The organism is Pseudorhizobium tarimense (assembly GCF_022968135.1).
GTDB lineage: Bacteria > Pseudomonadota > Alphaproteobacteria > Rhizobiales > Rhizobiaceae > Neorhizobium > Neorhizobium tarimense.
Window position 1 is genome coordinate 78,360 of record NZ_JALJRA010000011.1, and the last position, 16,431, is coordinate 94,790.

General features: G+C 61.5%; 13 protein-coding genes and 2 pseudogenes. 11 read left to right on the forward strand and 4 right to left on the reverse strand.

All coding sequences use genetic code 11. The annotated features are described in order from the left end of the window. The first annotated feature begins 56 nt into the window (after positions 1-56). From MUU54_RS14555 to MUU54_RS14600, 10 genes and pseudogenes are all read left to right on the forward strand, one after another. Complete coding sequence (locus MUU54_RS14555; protein ID WP_247244738.1) at positions 57-980, forward strand: ABC transporter permease; 924 nt, start codon at positions 57-59, stop codon at positions 978-980. 5 nt (positions 981-985) lie between these two features. Beyond that, on the forward strand, positions 986-1,828 hold the full coding sequence (locus tag MUU54_RS14560; RefSeq protein ID WP_247244739.1) for an ABC transporter permease: 843 nt from the start codon (positions 986-988) through the stop codon (positions 1,826-1,828). A gap of 5 nt (positions 1,829-1,833) precedes the next feature. Then, entirely contained in the window at positions 1,834-3,576 is a 1,743-nt protein-coding gene (locus MUU54_RS14565) for a M14 family metallopeptidase (RefSeq protein WP_247244740.1), read from the forward strand. Positions 3,577-3,920: 344 nt separating this feature from the next. Next, positions 3,921-5,276 carry an ABC transporter substrate-binding protein gene (locus MUU54_RS14570; protein ID WP_247244741.1) on the forward strand — a complete coding sequence of 452 codons (1,356 nt, stop codon included), beginning with the start codon at positions 3,921-3,923 and terminating at the stop codon, positions 5,274-5,276. A gap of 57 nt (positions 5,277-5,333) precedes the next feature. Continuing rightward, complete coding sequence (locus MUU54_RS14575; RefSeq protein ID WP_247244742.1) at positions 5,334-6,650, forward strand: carbohydrate ABC transporter permease; 1,317 nt, start codon at positions 5,334-5,336, stop codon at positions 6,648-6,650. Between the two features lie 8 nt (positions 6,651-6,658). Continuing rightward, a complete protein-coding gene (locus tag MUU54_RS14580; RefSeq protein WP_247244743.1) occupies positions 6,659-7,483 on the forward strand; it encodes a carbohydrate ABC transporter permease in 825 nt (274 codons plus the stop codon). Then, complete coding sequence (locus tag MUU54_RS14585; RefSeq protein ID WP_247244744.1) at positions 7,483-8,538, forward strand: ABC transporter ATP-binding protein; 1,056 nt, start codon at positions 7,483-7,485, stop codon at positions 8,536-8,538. The genes MUU54_RS14580 and MUU54_RS14585 overlap by 1 nt, the downstream gene beginning before the upstream one ends. 2 nt (positions 8,539-8,540) lie before the next feature. Continuing rightward, positions 8,541-9,308, forward strand: a pseudogene (locus tag MUU54_RS14590) (glycerophosphodiester phosphodiesterase); the annotation flags it as partial. Between the two features lie 33 nt (positions 9,309-9,341). Then, positions 9,342-10,295 carry a LacI family DNA-binding transcriptional regulator gene (locus tag MUU54_RS14595; RefSeq protein WP_376742102.1) on the forward strand — a complete coding sequence of 318 codons (954 nt, stop codon included), beginning with the start codon at positions 9,342-9,344 and terminating at the stop codon, positions 10,293-10,295. Next, positions 10,296-11,105 carry an inositol monophosphatase family protein gene (locus tag MUU54_RS14600; RefSeq protein ID WP_247244745.1) on the forward strand — a complete coding sequence of 270 codons (810 nt, stop codon included), beginning with the start codon at positions 10,296-10,298 and terminating at the stop codon, positions 11,103-11,105. 15 nt (positions 11,106-11,120) lie between these two features. On the opposite strand, the gene MUU54_RS14605 is transcribed toward MUU54_RS14600, so the two are convergent. Beyond that, positions 11,121-11,981: a glycerophosphodiester phosphodiesterase gene (locus MUU54_RS14605; protein ID WP_247244746.1), complete on the reverse strand. Its 861-nt coding sequence runs from the start codon at positions 11,979-11,981 to the stop codon at positions 11,121-11,123. Between the two features lie 228 nt (positions 11,982-12,209). On the opposite strand from MUU54_RS14605, the pseudogene MUU54_RS14610 reads away from it, so the two are divergent. Continuing rightward, a pseudogene (locus tag MUU54_RS14610) lies at positions 12,210-12,855 on the forward strand (fumarylacetoacetate hydrolase family protein). A gap of 12 nt (positions 12,856-12,867) precedes the next feature. Here MUU54_RS14610 and MUU54_RS14615 read toward each other — a convergent pair. The 3 genes from MUU54_RS14615 to coxB are packed head-to-tail and all read right to left on the reverse strand — an operon-like array spanning position 12,868 to position 16,399. After that, positions 12,868-13,218 carry a hypothetical protein gene (locus MUU54_RS14615; RefSeq protein ID WP_247244747.1) on the reverse strand — a complete coding sequence of 117 codons (351 nt, stop codon included), beginning with the start codon at positions 13,216-13,218 and terminating at the stop codon, positions 12,868-12,870. Further along, entirely contained in the window at positions 13,215-15,728 is a 2,514-nt protein-coding gene (gene ctaD / locus MUU54_RS14620) for a cytochrome c oxidase subunit I (RefSeq protein WP_247244748.1), read from the reverse strand. The genes MUU54_RS14615 and ctaD overlap by 4 nt, the downstream gene beginning before the upstream one ends. After that, on the reverse strand, positions 15,725-16,399 hold the full coding sequence (gene coxB, locus MUU54_RS14625; protein WP_247244749.1) for a cytochrome c oxidase subunit II: 675 nt from the start codon (positions 16,397-16,399) through the stop codon (positions 15,725-15,727). Before coxB ends, ctaD begins: the two co-directional genes overlap by 4 nt. Positions 16,400-16,431: the final 32 nt, after the last annotated feature.

Below are 16,431 nucleotides of genomic sequence, written 5' to 3' on the forward strand. Positions count from 1 at the left end.
TGATCCGGTGCCGCCCGAGGAACGGGCGGCACCTCCTCGACTTCAAGGAAAAGAACGTGGCCGGCTTCCTCGTCAAACGCTTTTTGCAGGCGATCTTCGTCGTCATCGCCATCACACTGCTCGTATCCTTCGCCATCCGGCTGACTGGCGATCCTGCCGTGACAATGTTCCAGGGCGGTGGCAGCATGACGGAGGACGATCTGGCGCGCATCCGTGCGGCGCTCGGTACGGACAAGCCGTTCCTGGTTCAGTATTCTGACTTCCTCAAGGGTATGCTGACCCTCGACTTCGGGCGCAGTTTCGTCGGCGGCACGCAGGTCTCGACGCTGATCGGCAAAGCGGTTCCGGCAACGCTGATGCTGGCCTTCGTCTCCATGGCCGTCTCGATCGCGCTCTCGATCCCGCTCGGGATCATGGCGGCGACGAGGAAGGGGAAGGGCGTCGATCAGGCGATCCGCATCTTCTCCCTGATCGGTCTCTCCTTCCCCAACTTCTGGCTGGCAACCATGCTGGTCCTGCTCTTCTCGATCACCTTCAATCTTCTGCCGCCGAGCGGCATGGGCGGGATCCAGAGCTACATCATGCCGGCCTTCACGATGGCTGTGATCCTCACGGCGACCAACGTCAGGCTCGTGCGGACGGCTATGCTCGATACGTTGCAGTCCCAGTACGTGATGGTGGCGCGGGCGAAAGGGCTCAGCGAGAGCAAGGTGCTCTACAAGCACGCGCTTCGCAATTGCGCGATCCCGCTGATCACTTATTTCGGTCTCCAGTTCGGCGGCCTCCTCGGCGGCATCGTCGTCATCGAGCGCGTCTTCAATTGGCCGGGGCTAGGGACGCTTGCCTTCGATGCCGTAGCAGCTCGCGATTATCCGGTCCTTCAGGCCGTCATCACCGTGCTTTCTTTGATGATCGTCGGCATCAATCTCCTGGTCGACATCGCCTACGGGCTCGTCGATCCACGCATCCGCACGGAGTAACGGTTATGGCTGCCACTACCTCCTCCTTCCGCTTCAAGAGCCTCGAGTTCATCCTTGGAGCTTCCCTTACGGTCCTGATCTGCGGTGCGGTTCTTCTGTCGGATGTGCTCTTCCCGGGTGCCGAGAAGGTCAACCTGCTGTCCCGCCTCGTGCCACCTTTAACGGACATCCAGCACGTGTTCGGCACTGATCCCCTGGGTCGGGACGTCCTGGCGCGCGTGGTGGCGGGGGGCAAGATCTCGCTCCTCGTCGGCTTCACCTCGGTTTTCGGCGCCGTGATCTTCGGCGTCTTCATAGGCCTCGTCGCAGGCTACTACCGCGGCTTTTGGGACATGCTGTTGATGCGGTTCGCCGACCTTCAGCTCGCCATGCCCTTCATCCTGCTGGCGATCACCTTCATCGCCATCGTCGGCGGCAGCCTGACCAACACGATTATCCTGCTGATCGTGTCGCAGTGGGTGCAATACGCTCGCCTTGTCCGCGGCTCGGTCCTGACGCTGCGGGAGCGCGAGTTCATCTTGTCGGCACAGGCGATCGGCGTGCCTGACTGGCGCATCATCCTGCAGCACCTGCTGCCGAACCTGATCGGTCCGGTGATCGTGCTGATGACGCTCAACGTCGCCAACAACATCCTGCTGGAAAGCAGCCTGACCTTCCTCGGGCTCGGCGTCGATCCGACCATACCGAGCTGGGGCGGCATGCTCGCCGACGGGCGAACCTATCTGCAGACCGCCTGGTGGGTCAGCGTCTTTCCGGGGCTTGCGATCCTGCTCACCGTGCTCGGCCTCAACCTGCTGGGCGACTGGCTGCGCGACAGCCTCGACCCAACCGGCAGAACGACAGGATAATCCAGATGACCAAGATCTTCAGCAAGTCCATCGAGCGCACTCTGGACAGCCTGGTTGCGCGAGCCGTCCCCGGTCGGTCCTTCGAAGCCTGGACGTTCGACGATCGCAGAAGCCGGCAGGAGGCGGAGCGTGCGCTGGCGGAGAAGGGGGTGAGGGCCCGCATCCGAAGCGCCTATAAGCCGCTTCTCCATGCATTCCGGGAAGAGATCGATCTGGAGGGCGCGCAGGCAGTCGAGATCCACTACCCGGTTCATCCTGGTGCGCCGGCAAACCGGTTCCGTCTGGAGGCTTATCCTCTCGCAGCGTTGGTTGGCGACATTGATATCTCCTTCCTCGAGCGCGCCGATGGTCACTTCTTCTACGACGTTGTCCTGACCCGCAGCGGCGAGAAGGAAGCGCTGAAGGTCCTGGCGCCAAACCGTGTCCATACCGACGTCGCTGGCGAGACGAACGTCTCCCCGACGGGCTGGTATCGCGCTGCCGGCGACGAGAAGGGCGGGAGGCTGGCAACGGACTACGAGGCCCTGTTCGAGGCGACGGTTGAGGCGGTTGTCGCCTATCCATGGGCAGACGAGGAGCCTTACTTCGAGGAACTCAACATCCGGGTTGCGCATCCCGCCGAGGACGAACCGCTGCCTGTGGGCGACGAGGTGGTCAGTCTCCGCGAAGCGCTGCACGAAGACTTCTATTTCTCTCTGCTCGAATTCTTCCAGAAGGAGTCTGGCCGGCCCTTGGGTGACCGGGGACTGAAGCCTGGCCAGATCGTGCCGGAGATTGTGAAGTCGGATGCAGACGTTTCGGTCATTGTCGAGCTGAAGCCTTTCGCCGTCGATGTTGAAAAAGGTGCAGAGCAGGAGCTTGATGCTGCGCACGAACCGTTGGCGGAGCCTCAGATTTATAAAGTGCTGGAGGGCGTGGGTGGTGAGGCCTTCGGCGCGAAAGCTCGGTCAGGCCGCGAACTCCAGGCCCGTTACCATGCTGGCCAGGACGCGGCCGTCATGATCAGCGGTGGCCAGCACCCAAACGAAACGAGCGGTATCATAGGAGCGCTGCGGGCGGCAGAACGGCTTACGCAGCGAACAAATGCCCACTTCACAATCTCGCCGCTCGAAAACCCGGACGGCTATGCTGTGCATCAGCGTCTTCGGATCGACAATCCGCGTCACATGCATCACGCCGCGCGCTACACGGCGCTGGGTGACGATCTGGAATACCGAACGGCGGAGAACGCCGGACCGCACCTCAACGAGAAGGCGATACGCCTCAAGGCCGAGGAGGTCAGCGGCGCTCTCCTGCACGTAAACCTGCACGGTTATCCCTCGCATGAATGGACCCGGCCTTTGTCGGGCTATGTGCCACGCAATTTCGCAATGTGGACGCTGCCCAAGGGGTTCTTCCTGGTCCTGCGCCATCATTCGGGATGGGAGGCCGAAGCGGAACGCCTGCTCGACAAGGTGGCCCGTCATCTCGGCGCGATCCCGGGGCTGCTGGACTACAACAACCAGCAGATCGCGCTGTACGAGATCCATGCGGGGGAAACGGGGTTCAGGATCATCAACGGCTTCCCGTGCCTTGCCTCGGTGGACGATCGCCACGCTGTGCCGATGACGCTGATCACTGAATACCCGGACGAAACCATCTACGGCGAGGACTTCATCAAAGGTCATACGGCCCAAATGGAGACGGTGCTTGCGGCATATGACGCCTGGCAGGAAATCATGGCGGATCGCCAGGGTCTGTCAGCCTGACGTCACTGTACGTGCATTCAACCGCGGGGGCTTGGCCGCCCCTGTCCTTAAGGTTGCGAGACGCCGTGCCGGTTGAGCGGCGTTTGCGCTGAGCCGGTTTAAAGGGCCCTCTCTCGCTCGCCTTCAGTCCATCGCTCTAGCTTGGCGAAGGCGGCTCTTGCTTTGAAATCACCAGTCAGAGAGACGGCAGCAAGATTTTTTGTACACGCGTACATTCTGTCATGCGGGTGTTATGGTGGGCTTCTAGATCGGGCGGCGTTGATGCTCCTTTCAACGCTTCCGCTCCGACTGACCCGCATCTGACGGGCGCTGCGGAAGAGGCCATTTCTCTTCGGGGGTCCGCCATGACCGTTTCTTCATTGATCAAGTCCGCCGCGCTCGCTGCCACGCTGCTCGCATCGACTGCGGTACTCGCGTCCGCCAAGGACGTCACCATCTCCGTCTGGGCCGGTGGTACGGGCCCAACGAATGACTACCGCGTCGAAGCCATCAAGATGGCGGCCGAGATCCTTGAGCGTGAAGCCAAAATTCGCGGCGAGGATCTGAACATCACTGTGGAAGGTCAGACCTGGACAACTTGGGACGACTTCAAGCAGGCCGTGACACTCGCGGCCGAGTCCAACACTGCGCCGAACATCATCGTCTCGGGTCATGAAGACATCGGCACCTGGTCGCAGTCGGGCCTTCTTCGCCCGATCGAGGATTACGTCGATTTCGATGCTTGGCCGCTCAACCAGCTCTATCCGAACCTGATCGACGTCTCGTCTTTCGACGGGCGGATCTGGGGCATCCCGCAGGACGCCGAGGCGCGTCCCTTCTTCTTCTCCCGCAGCCATCTGAAGGCGATCGGCTATTCGGATGCCGACATCGATGCGCTGCCGGCGAAGGTGGAGAGCGGCGAGTACACCCTCTACTCCCTGCTCGATGACGCAAAGAAGATGCAGGACGCCAAGGTGGTCGAGCCGGGCAAGGGCTTCATGCCGCGCCCCTCGAACGGCACAGACTACTGGCAGTTCTACCTCAGCTTCGGCGGCGAGTTTACCGATGCTGAGTCAGGCAAGCTGATCCTCGACAAGCAAGCCCTGACCGAAATGTACCAGTTCTTCGTTGATGCGGTCGAGAAGGGTGTCGTTCCGGCGACCTATCTCGGCATGACCTGGGACAGCTGGCATGACGCCGTTGCCCACGATAAGGCGGGCATCTGGCACGGCGGCACCTGGCATAAGGCTGAGTGGGAAGCAAAATGGGGTCTGAATGACTTCTTCGGCCAGATCCAGTACAGCCTCATCCCTGCCGGCAACGAGAAGGGCCGTGCAAACACCATCACACACCCGCTCGTTTATCTTCTTTCCACGGCTGGAACGGACGAGGATGCGACGCTGGCAGCCGAGCTGATCACGATCGCCTCCGAGCCGCGCATCAACACGCTGCACGCTGTCAAGTCTGGCCACCTCGCCGTCGGTAGCGCCCAGGCTGATATCCCGCTCTACGCCAACGACCGTTGGACGACGGCGGCGACGGAGCAATTGCTTCCTCACGCCACCGCGCTTCCCAATGATCCCGATTTCGGCGTCATCTGGAAGGCGATGTACAGGGGCTTGGAGTCCGCTTGGACCAAAACATCCTCGGTGGCCGATGCCGTGAACAGCGTCGAGAGCGAAATTAATGCCTCGCTTGGTAACAAGGTCGTCATTCGCTGATCTTTTGGCCGGGCAGACCCCGTACTGCCCGGCCGCTTCCTTCCCAAGAACCCAGAGATGTCGATGCCTGCGCGCTCCTACCTGACGGGCCTGGCCTTTCTCAGCCCGGCTCTTTTCGTGCTGATCGGATTTTTCTTCCTGCCGGTCGTACTGACGGCGGTCTTCGCCTTCACTAACATGAGCACATCCACCGGGATCAGCGGCGGCTCCTATGTCATCACCGGCAACCTGTTGGGCTCGCTGAAGGCGCAGGGCGTGGCGCCGACGGTGGTGGACGCGCTTTCGCAGGCGAGCTTCGTGGTGGATGAACAATCGATCGCGAAGGCACAGGCGGCTGGCACCGATGCACAGTTTCTCGCGGAGATCGAGCAGCAGCTTAGTGGGAAGGCGTTCTCGGAGGAGCGGGCATTCGAGCGGGAGCTTAAATCTCTCCGCTATCGGCCGAGGTCGATCCGCGACCTCAAGCTTGCGGTGGACCAGTTCGAGCTTTCCGTGCTCAACACGCGGTTCGCAAGTGCCGCCGAAGCCCGAGAGGCAGTCAGCGAGCTTGTGCCGTCTGCGCCGGCAGACGTTGTCGATGAGATCGTCGATGCCAGCTATACGGGATGGCGATGGACCACCTCAAACTTCACGCGGCTCGTTTCCAGCAGTGATACCTGGCGGCTGGTCGGCAACACCATCTTCTACGTCGCGGTGACCTTGTCCTTTACCGTCTTCGTCGGCCTCTTCCTCGCCGTTACGACATTTTACCTGCCTGCCGGTGCTGCGAGCGCATTCAGCATGTTGTGGCTCCTGCCGCGGATAACGCCCGTGGTGCTCTATACAGTGATGTGGAAGTGGTTCACCTGGGAAGGCGGCTTCGTCTACACGGCTGCCCAGGCACTCGGGCTACCCGCCTTCAACTACATGAAAGGCTCGGTACCCACCGCCTGGACCATCGTCATCATGGTCAACGGCTTCATTGGCGCCGCCTTTGCCATGATCCTTTTCTCCGGTGCGCTGAAGGCAATCCCGGTGCAGCAGCTCTGGGCGAGTGAAGCGGATGGCGCGAGCCGCTGGCAGCAGATCCGCTTCATCATCCTGCCGCATCTGCGCTGGCCGATCCTGTTCGTCGTTAGTTACCAGACGCTGTCGCTGCTCTCGTCCTACCAGGAAATCTGGCTCACCACGAATGGGGGGCCCGGGCGTACCACCACAGTCTGGGCGCTGGAGTCCTTCAACACCGCTCTGAACAGCTACACGGGCAACCTGCAATATGGTCTGGGTGCTGCCATGGCGCTCATCCTGGTGATCGTCGGCGTGGCGCTGTCGATTCTCTATCTCAGGCTGTTTCGTTTCGACGAGCTTCTCAGCCGTCCGAAGATCGAGTTCTGAGGCAAGTCATGACGCGCAATTTCGCTAACTGGCCTATCGTCCTGGTGCTGTTGATCATCAGCACTCCAATCATCATCATGTATGCCTTTCTGGTGATCGACACGGTGACGACGTCGCCGCCCGGATCCGCGATCCCCAATGGCTTCACGCTGTCGCACTGGAGATTCCTGATCGATCCAACGGCAACGGGAGATGTCTGGAGGCCGACGCTGACGACGATCCTGTTCACCGCAAGCATTGTCGTCATCGTCCTCGGCATATCTTCGACCGCTGGCTACGCGCTGTCGCGCCTCAACATGCCGTTTCGTCGCTATTTCCTGGCAGTCGTGCTGGTGATGCATGCGTTTCCGCTCGTGACACTGATCATCGGCGTCTTTCTCGTGCTGCAGTTCGTCGGCCTCTACAACACGCTGACAGGCGTCGTGCTGGTCAAGGCCGGCCTGATGCTGCCCTTCGGCATCTGGATCATGAAGGGCTTCTACGACACGGTGCCGTGGGAGATCGAGATGGCCGGGGTGCAGGACGGCGCAAGCCGCTTCACCGTGTGGCGCAAGCTCATCCTGCCGCAGGTCAAACCTGGCCTGTTCGCCCTGGCACTCTTTGCCGCGATTGATGCCTGGGGCGAATACATGCTGCCACGAATCCTGGCACCGTCCGCGGATTTCGAGGTGCTGTCGATCTACCTCAACACGGTCTCGGACCCAGATTCCACGACCTATAACTTTAATCTCTTCAAGTCGGTCGGGCTGTTCTACACATTGCCGATCCTGGCGCTCTACGCGATCTTTCGCGACCGGCTGATGAACATTTTCGGCGGGGGCACGAAAGGCTGATGCAAATCGTCCTGAAGGATTTCACCAAGACGTTCGACGGCAACACGGTCATCGATCGGATGAACCTGACTGTCCGCGACGGCGAAATGCTGGCTCTGTTGGGACCCTCCGGCTGCGGCAAGTCCACAACCCTCTTTGCCATCTGCGGCATCCACCGGGTCAACGGAGGACAGATCCTCTTTGGCGAGCGTGACGTCAGCAATATGCCGAGCCAGCAGCGCAATGTCGGGGTGGTGTTCCAGAACTACGCGCTCTATCCGCACATGAGCGTGTTTGATAACATCGCCTTCCCGCTGAAGGTGCGCAACGACAGCAAGGCGGACATCGCACGGGACGTCCGGACGATCGCGGAGCTGACGCATATCGCCGAACTTCTTGGGCGGCGGCCTGGCCAGCTTTCGGGCGGTCAGCAGCAGCGCGTGGCGCTCGCCCGTGCGCTGGTCCGCAAGCCGGATGTGCTGTTGCTGGACGAGCCGCTCGCCAATCTCGACGCGAAGTTGAGGCTGGAGATGCGATCCGAAATCCGCCGCATCCAGCTGGAGACGGGGATCACCGCGATCCTCGTAACACACGATCAGGTGGAAGCCATGTCCATGTGCGACCGCATCGCCATCATGAAGGGCGGGCAGATCCTCCAGATCGATGCGCCGAAAGACATGTACCACAACCCCCGCACATCGTTCGTGGCGGGCTTCCTCGGCAATCCGCCGATCTCTTTCCTCGATGGGCGAACAATGGACGGTCGCTTTCTGGACGAGGGGACAGGCGTCACCCTTCCGCTTCCTGCCGGTGTAACTGTTGCCAACGGTACCGGACTGACGGTCGGCATCCGGCCGGAGCATTTCGGTCACGCTGGCGATGTGCCGGTAAGAGGCAAGGTGGTATTTGCAGAGACGCAGGGTCGTGAGAACCTTTATGACGTCGCACTGCCCAACGGGGCGTTGCTGCGCTCGGTCCAACCGGCACGGGACGATGTGAGACCAGGGGACGAAGTGTCCTGGCAGCTGAACAGCGCAGCCGCCTTGTTCTTCACCGAAGATGGCCGGAGACTTTGATCATGCACGACCTCTCCGGTTTCTTTGCACGGTTTGGTTGGCCGCAGAACAGGGGCAGGCCGCCGTTCTGTATCGGCCACCGGGGCGCAAGTGGCCACTGCGTCGAAAACACGCTTGCCGCATTCCAGCGTGCAGCAGAGCTCGGCGCGGAGATGTGGGAACTGGACACTCAGATGACCGCTGATCAGGTGGTGGTCGTTTCGCATGACGATCATCTGGAGCGTGTCTTCCGGAAGGATCTGCGCATCTCTCAAATGACCTTTGCGGAACTACGAAATGAGGTCCCGGAGGTCCCGACCTTCGAAGAGGTTGCGGCACTGGCGCGCGAGACAGGCTGCGGGCTCTACGTGGAGCTCAAACGTTCCGGAACCGGTGTCCTTTGCTGGCGTCACCTCCAGGAGATGGAGCAGCGCTTTGCCTGTTTCGGCTCCTTTGACTTGGCCCAGGTTCGCGAACTGCGACAGCTCGGCTGTGGCTACCCCCTCTCGGTGCTGATCAGGTCGGGCGATAACCCCTTCGCACTCGGAGACGAGGCCGGCGCCGATGTGCTGCACCTGTGCTGGGAGCGGGCGAGCGAAAGACCGCAGGATCTCGTGACCGAGGCGTTGCTGGAGAAGGCACTCGCCGCCGGGAAGGAGATCGTCCTGTGGCATGAGGAGCGGCCCGAGGTTCTCGAAGACATCATGAAGCTGCCGCTCCTGGGCATCTGTACGGACCTGCCGGACCTGATGCGGCCGCACAATGGCAACGGGAACGGAAATGGCAGCCAGCTCCGGGAGTTGCGGAGGGTCACCTCCTTTGACGTGGCGCGAGCCGCCGGCGTGTCACGTGCAGCCGTGTCGCGGGCGTTTACCCCGGATGCAAGCGTTTCCGACAAGACGCGCCAGAAGGTCTATGAGGCCGCCAAGGAACTGGGTTACCGGGTTAATTACCTCGCCCGCAGCCTCACCAACAAGCGGTCGGACCTTGTTGGACTTGTCGCGGCAGGTCTCGACAACCCCTTTCGCACTCTCCAGCTGGAGCAGCTGGCACGGACACTGATCGCGCGCAACTACAGGCCGATCTTGCTGCCGACCTCGAAGGGGGCGGACAGCGCGACTGTGATCGGGCAATTGCTGCAATATGCGGTCTCCGGGGTTATCGTCACCTCGGATGCACCGCCCTCTCATATCTGCGAAGAATGTGCGGCGGAAGGTGTGCCGATTGTCCTGATCAACAAGGGCGAAGACTATCCATTCGTCGACCGGGTGCTCTCCGACGACAGGATGGCCGGATACACCGCCGTCGAGGTTCTTTTGGAGGCAGGTGCCAAGAAGCTCGCGGTAATCTCGGGTGCGGCAGTGTCCTATTCCTCGCGACGTCGTGCGGAAGCCTTTCAGGCACGTTGTGCTGCCCTGGGTGTCGAGGCAAGGTTGATCCCGGTCGCCAGCAACGATTACTGGCATGGGCAGCAAGCGGCGGAGGAACTGCTCGATGTTGGTGTCGATGGCGTGTTTGCGGTCAACGACTACATGGCCTGCGGCGTGATCGACGGGCTCCGCCAAAAGGGCCGCATGGATTACTCCATCAAGATCGTTGGCCACGACGACATCCCTCAGGCAAGCTGGTCCTCGTACGATCTCACGACCTTTCTGCAGCCATGCGACTTACAGGCGGGGAAGGTGGTCGACCTCCTTGCCAGCCGCATATCGGAACCCGATTCCGTTGCGCGCGTGGAGTTCACGCCAGTGACGCTCGTTTCAAGAAGAAGTGCATAGATGACATCTTTCGATTTCGCCTCACTCGAGGCTCGCGCCGAGGCCGCCATCGCTCTTGCCCGGCGGGTTGGGCGCGATGTTGCCGCGTTCCGCGCCGAAGCGCTGCCGCAAACGCTCGCGGTCGAGAACAAGGGCGTTCAGGACTTCGTCACGGTCGCCGACAAGCGAGCGGAAGAGGCAATCCGCACTGCGCTGATGCAGACTTTTCCGCAGGACGCGTTCATGGGAGAGGAGAGCGGCGGCCAAGTTGGCCGCGGGGGAACCTGGGTGGTGGATCCGATAGACGGAACCACCAACTTCATTCGGGGCTTTCGCCACTGGGGCGTTTCCATTGCCTTCGTCGCTGCGGGCGAGATCCAGATCGGTGTCATCTATGATGCTGCTCAGGACAAGGTGTTCCACGCCATCCGAGGCAACGGCGCCTTCAAGGATGGTCAACCGATCTCTGCGTCGCACGTGACCGATCCAAGCCGCGCGATCGCTATTTTGGGGCACTCCCGCCGAACGAAGTTCGAAGACTATCTCGCCGTCACCAGCACCCTCTACGAGTGCGGGGTGGATTACCGGCGTATGGGTGCTGCAGCGATCGGGCTGGCGCGTGTGGCCGAAGGCGTATCCGACGTCTATTTCGAACGGCACCTGTCGCCCTGGGACATGCTTGCCGGGATCCTCATCGCGCGCGAGGCCGGGGCTCGGATCGCCACCGCGCCACTGGCCGAGATGATCGGCGGCGGTGGACCGGTCGTGGCTTGTGCGCCGGGACTGGTGCAGGCGCTCTCGTTCTTGTTCGATGCGGCAGGCTGCCGTTAGACTGAGGGCAAATATTCAGGCTGCCATGGCAAGTCGCGCGTGCCAAGCCCGCTCGGTCCCCGGCGCCTGGTCTGTTGTCAGCTGGTCTGGCTTCAGCGCCAGCAGTTGGCTTACCGCGTCCCACTCGGCGTCGGAGAAGCCAGCCTCCGCATCGCGGAGGTTATAGGTCCAGGCATCGACCTTCTTCTTGTGCTGATGGCAGAGGGCGACGAGATCCAGACCCTGCTTTGCCGCATCCAGCAGAAGCGGCCAGGCGAGATAGATCGTCTCCGGCTCGGACGGACCTTTGATGTCAGCCACCAAAGCTCGTTCGACGGCAGTCAGGCCGCTCTCACGAAACAGGTCGACGAGCTTGCCGGTCGGGTCGATCCCCCGACGAAGGTCCGGTACGCGCTTCTTGATCGCCAGGATGAGGTCCTGATCGTCGGCACTCACGATCACATGCTTGCCGAGACCGTCGAAGTGCGTGGCGATGTGGTCGAGCCCACGTCCGCCTATCTGATCCAGCGTGTCCTTGATGTCAAACTGCAGCAGCGCCTCCGGGTGGGCCATAGGGAGCATCCCGGCGAGATCCTCGCTGAGGGAAACCTTCTCTCCTCCGATCTTCATGCGGAGATCACTCAGCTCGGCTGCCGTTGCCTGATGCACCGGCCCAGACCCTGTCGTTTCTCCCTCCAGGAGGTCGTCATGGAGCACCGCGAAGCCTCCGTCGGCCCTGACCCGAAGATCGAGTTCCATCGAGGCTCCGAGGCGGAAGCCTTCCGCCATGATCCTGGAGGAGAACAAGGGATCGTCCAGCCGGCGACGGAGTCGGTGCCATTTGAGGCGAATCGTATGGCCCTGGTGCGTGATTGCCAGACCGCTGAAGTCATTCATGGGAAAGAACCTGTAGGAGGGGAGGGCAGTTATCGCTGCCGATGTTGCTATGTCTCCTAGGCAATGAACATGTCACTTTTGTAAAGTTCAAGGACATTCCGCGCTCTGTCCAGCCTTGCCATCGCGGTGAAACTGCCTGAAGAGGAAAGAACAGAAGGAGCATGACGTGGACAGAGATCGCAACAGAGCCCTTACCTTTTCGAGCCCGCCCCGCACCCAAGCCTTGCGATCGCTGGAAGTGATGCGCTTTTCCCCGTTCATCGCATCTACTGCGTCGGGCGCAACTTCGCCGGCCATGCCGTGGAGATGGGTCACGATCCGAATAAGGAGCCGCCGTTCTTCTTCCAGAAAAACCCGGACAACCTCCTGCCGCAGGGTCAGAATTTCCCGTATCCAAGCGCTTCCAGTGACGTTCACCACGAAGTCGAGCTTGTCGTCGCTTTGCATGCGGGGGGGGCGGGACATTGCACCGGAGAAGGCACTGGACTGCGTCTTCGGTTATGCGATCGGCCTCGACATGACCCGGCGAGACCTTCAGGGCGAGGCGAAGAAGTTCGGTCGCCCCTGGGAAACAGGCAAGTCGTTCGAGGCCTCCGCGCCGTGTGGTCCCTTGCAGGCCGCGTCGGATATCGGCCATCCAACGGAAGGCGCCATCTGGCTCAAGGTCAATGGCGAAATCCGCCAGGGCGGTGACTTGAACCAGATGATCTGGAAGGTGCCGGACATGATCGGCTACCTGTCAGGGCTGTTCGAGCTTCGTGCGGGAGATCTGATTTTTGCAGGAACGCCGGCCGGGGTGGGTGCCGTCAAGCGAGGTGACGAGATGCACGGCCATGTCACATCCATCGGCGACATCCACTTCAAGGTGGCCTGAGAAGCCAGTCCTTCAGGTGCCGCAAAGGCTCAGCCAAGCAACACCACCGAAGGTGAAGGGCGTTGCCACGAGGGCAGCTATCCAGATGTAACCGGAGACTTCCCTGACGAAGCTTCCTGTATCGTCCGCCTGCGGAGCATAATGCTTGCGTTTTCTTGCCCTGAGGAACGTGTAGCCGAGCGCGAGAAACGAGAGCACGAAGACCGCGATCAGGATCAGGCGCACCCATGGGTATTCGCCGTTTGCGGACAGGTTATCCCCGGCTAGATGGCAGCCGGTTGCCTGTACCCCGTAGAGCAGCAGAAAGATCACGCTCCACAGGACGAAGCCGGAGATGATCGCAAGGAGTGGCGTCGCTCTCATTGGCTCACCTCTTTAACGAGGCTTGTCAGCACGAATGGAAAAGCCGCGGCGGTTATGCCGGTTGCCGCGCTGAAGGCGTGCCAGAGCGAACCGAGACGAAGATCAAGGCTGCGCCGCCTCGACACGAAGCCACCGCGGACGCGCCAGATCCCATAGACCGCAAAAACGAAACCCATCAGAGCATGAAGGGCGGCATAGGCGAAGACGACGAATATGCTCGCCGCTGCCGCGTGACGACGCGGATCGGGGACTGCCGTCAGCGCCAGCCAGGCCAGAAGGGCAACCGTAACGAGATGCCCCGCCGCGGCGACGATCAACCATAGGGTCGAAGCGGGTCGAGCGACGACGGATCGACAGCCGGCCAAGGCGGAAGCCGCCGATGCCATTGCTGCGATCGCTGGGCCAACAATGCTCATCTCGATGAGAGTCGTCGGGGGCCAGTTGGGTGCCGAGACCCAGAGGAAGAGCGCCCCGAAACACAGCGAGACATAGGCCGTCGCGTCGGCCGTCAGTGCAAATACAAGCGCCCACCAGGACGGTGGCCGCTCCGCCTCCATGTGTGGCGGCAGTTCCAGTCCGTGACCGACAGGAAGCTTCTCCAGATCCTTCGGCTCTGCTGTATCCCTGCTCCACAGAAAGAAGAGGAAGATCACCAAGGCAAAGGCGAATGGCGTGGCCCAGTAGAGCTTGAACAGCAGAGACAGAAAAAAGCAGCCGGTGGCGGCAGCACTCCAGAGGGGCAGAAAGGTCTGCCGCGGCAAACGCACCACGTGCTCCGGGGCGCCGGAGACCATGTCGACAGCAAGCAGCTCCATGCGCCCGTCACGCGGGAAGCCAAGCAGTCCCTTGCCTCCCGCCAGTTCCGGTCCCACCACATCAGGATCGAGCATGTCGGCGCGGCGGTCAATCACCGGCAGCGACGCAAAATTGTAGGAAGGCGGCGGTGTTGGCATTGCCCATTCGAGGGTTCCCGCTTTCCAGGGGTTACGGACATAGAGGCGGCCGAAGCGAAAGAGCAGAATGAAGTCGAGCGCGACGAGGGCGAAGCCCATCGTCATGACGAAGCTGCCGGCGGAGGAGATGAAGTTGAGGGACTCCCATCCCGTGTCCGGTGGGTACTCGTAGACTCGACGAGGCATGCCGCGCAGGCCGGTCAGGTGCATCATGAAGAAGGTGACGTTGAAGCCGATGAAGATCATCCAGAACGCGGCTGGCGACAGGTGCTGCACCGGCTGGCGCCCGGTAATGTGTGGCAGCCAGTAATAAGCGGCCGCCAGCATGGGAAAGACGAATCCGCCGACCAGCACGTAGTGCAGATGCGCGACAACGAAGTGTGTGTCGTGGGCCTGCCAGTCGAAGGGCACCATCGCCAGCATCACGCCTGTCAGGCCGCCGATGACGAACACGAAGAAGAAGCCGAAGATGTGCAGCATCGGGACCGAGAAGCGCGGTCTTCCATGGCTGATGGTCGCGAGCCAGGCGAAGATCTGTATGGCCGTCGGTACCGCGACGAGCGCGCTTGCAGCCGAGAAGAAGGAAAGTGCCACATGCGGAATGCCGACCGTGTACATGTGGTGGACCCACAGGCCGAAGGAGAGGAATGCCATCGATACGAGCGCTGCGACAATGATGCGGTAGCCGGCAAGTGGGGCTCCGGCGAATACGGGCAAGATTGTCGAGATCGCGCCGGCGGCCGGAAGGAAGATGATGTAGACCTCCGGATGGCCGAAGAGCCAGAAAAGGTGCTGCCACAACAGCGGGTCGCCACCCCTCGTGGGATCGAAGAAAGGTAGATCGAACGCCCGCTCCACCTCCAGCAGAACCGAGCCCATGATGAGCGGCGGGAAGCCGATCAGCATCATCGTGGCGACCACAAGCATGTACCATGCGAAGATCGGCATCCTGTCGAGGGACATACCGGAGGCGCGCAGTTTGAGGATGCTCACCATGATTTCGACGGCTGCGGAAAGCGCGGAGATCTCGACGAAGGTGATGCCGAGCAGCCAGACGTCGGAATTGATGCCGCGAGAATAGGTACCCGACGAAAGCGGCGTGTACATGAACCAGCCTGCGTCCGGCGCAACACCGGCGAGCAGCGCAACTATCAACATACTCCCGCCGAACAGGTAGCACCAGTAGCCGTAGGCGGTCAGCCGCGGAAAGGCGAGGTCGCGCGTGCCCAGCAGCTTCGGCAGGAGATAGATCGCAACGCCCTCGGCAAAAGGGATCGCGAACAGGAACATCATGATGGTCCCGTGCATGGTGAAGACCTGCGCATATTCCTCGGCATCCATGAAGGCGCTTTCGGAGGACGCGAGTTGGGTGCGGATCAGCATGGCCAGCAGACCGCCAATGGCAAAGAACATGAGAGCCGTCAGCATGAAGCGGCGGCCGACGATGTTGTGGTTTACCGCGGCCAGGCGCCCGATGCCGGGCTTCGTTCCCCAGATCTCGTCCAGTGCGTGGTGCAGGGTGATCGGGGAGGTGAGTTCGTCGCGTTGTTGTGTCATTCGGTTTCCTCGAGGCCGAGTGCCGCAGCGTAGTCTTCGTCCGCATGCGCGCGGACCTCGAACCTCATTCCGGTATGTCCGACGCCGCAGTATTCGGAACACTGGCCGCCATAGCGACCGGGCTTGTCGGCGCGCAGTCGCAGAAAGGTCGTGTGACCCGGGATGGCATCTATCTTGCCGGCGAGGCGGGGGATCCAGAAGCTGTGGATGACGTCGTCGCTTTCCACCGCAACTTCGACGGTGCGGCCGACGGGAATGTGGAGAACGCCGACCGTGAGCGGCGTGCCGGAGACATCGGGATAACGGAACTGCCACTGCCATCGCGTGCCTGTTGCTTCGACGCGTGCCAGATCGGGAGAGAGTGCTCCCGCCCCGCGCAACAGGTATTCGCCCTGCCAAAACGCGTAGAAGGTGAGGATCAGAAGAAGGGGTATCGGCAGGCCCAAGCCGCCGGCCAGGATCCACGACCTCGGGGAAATGCGCCGGCCGAACTCCGGCTTGACGATCAAGAGCAGGAAAAGCCCGACGACCAGCAGGAACAGCAGCACGGAGGCGCCCAGCATGACCCACCACAACCGTGCGATGGAGGCGGCCGAGGGACCGGCTGGATCGAGTGCGGAGAGGTCACCCGTGCAGCCTGAGACAACCGCCGCTGCGACGCCCGGCATCATTCGCGGGAACCAGCGCCGACATTGCCGGATTA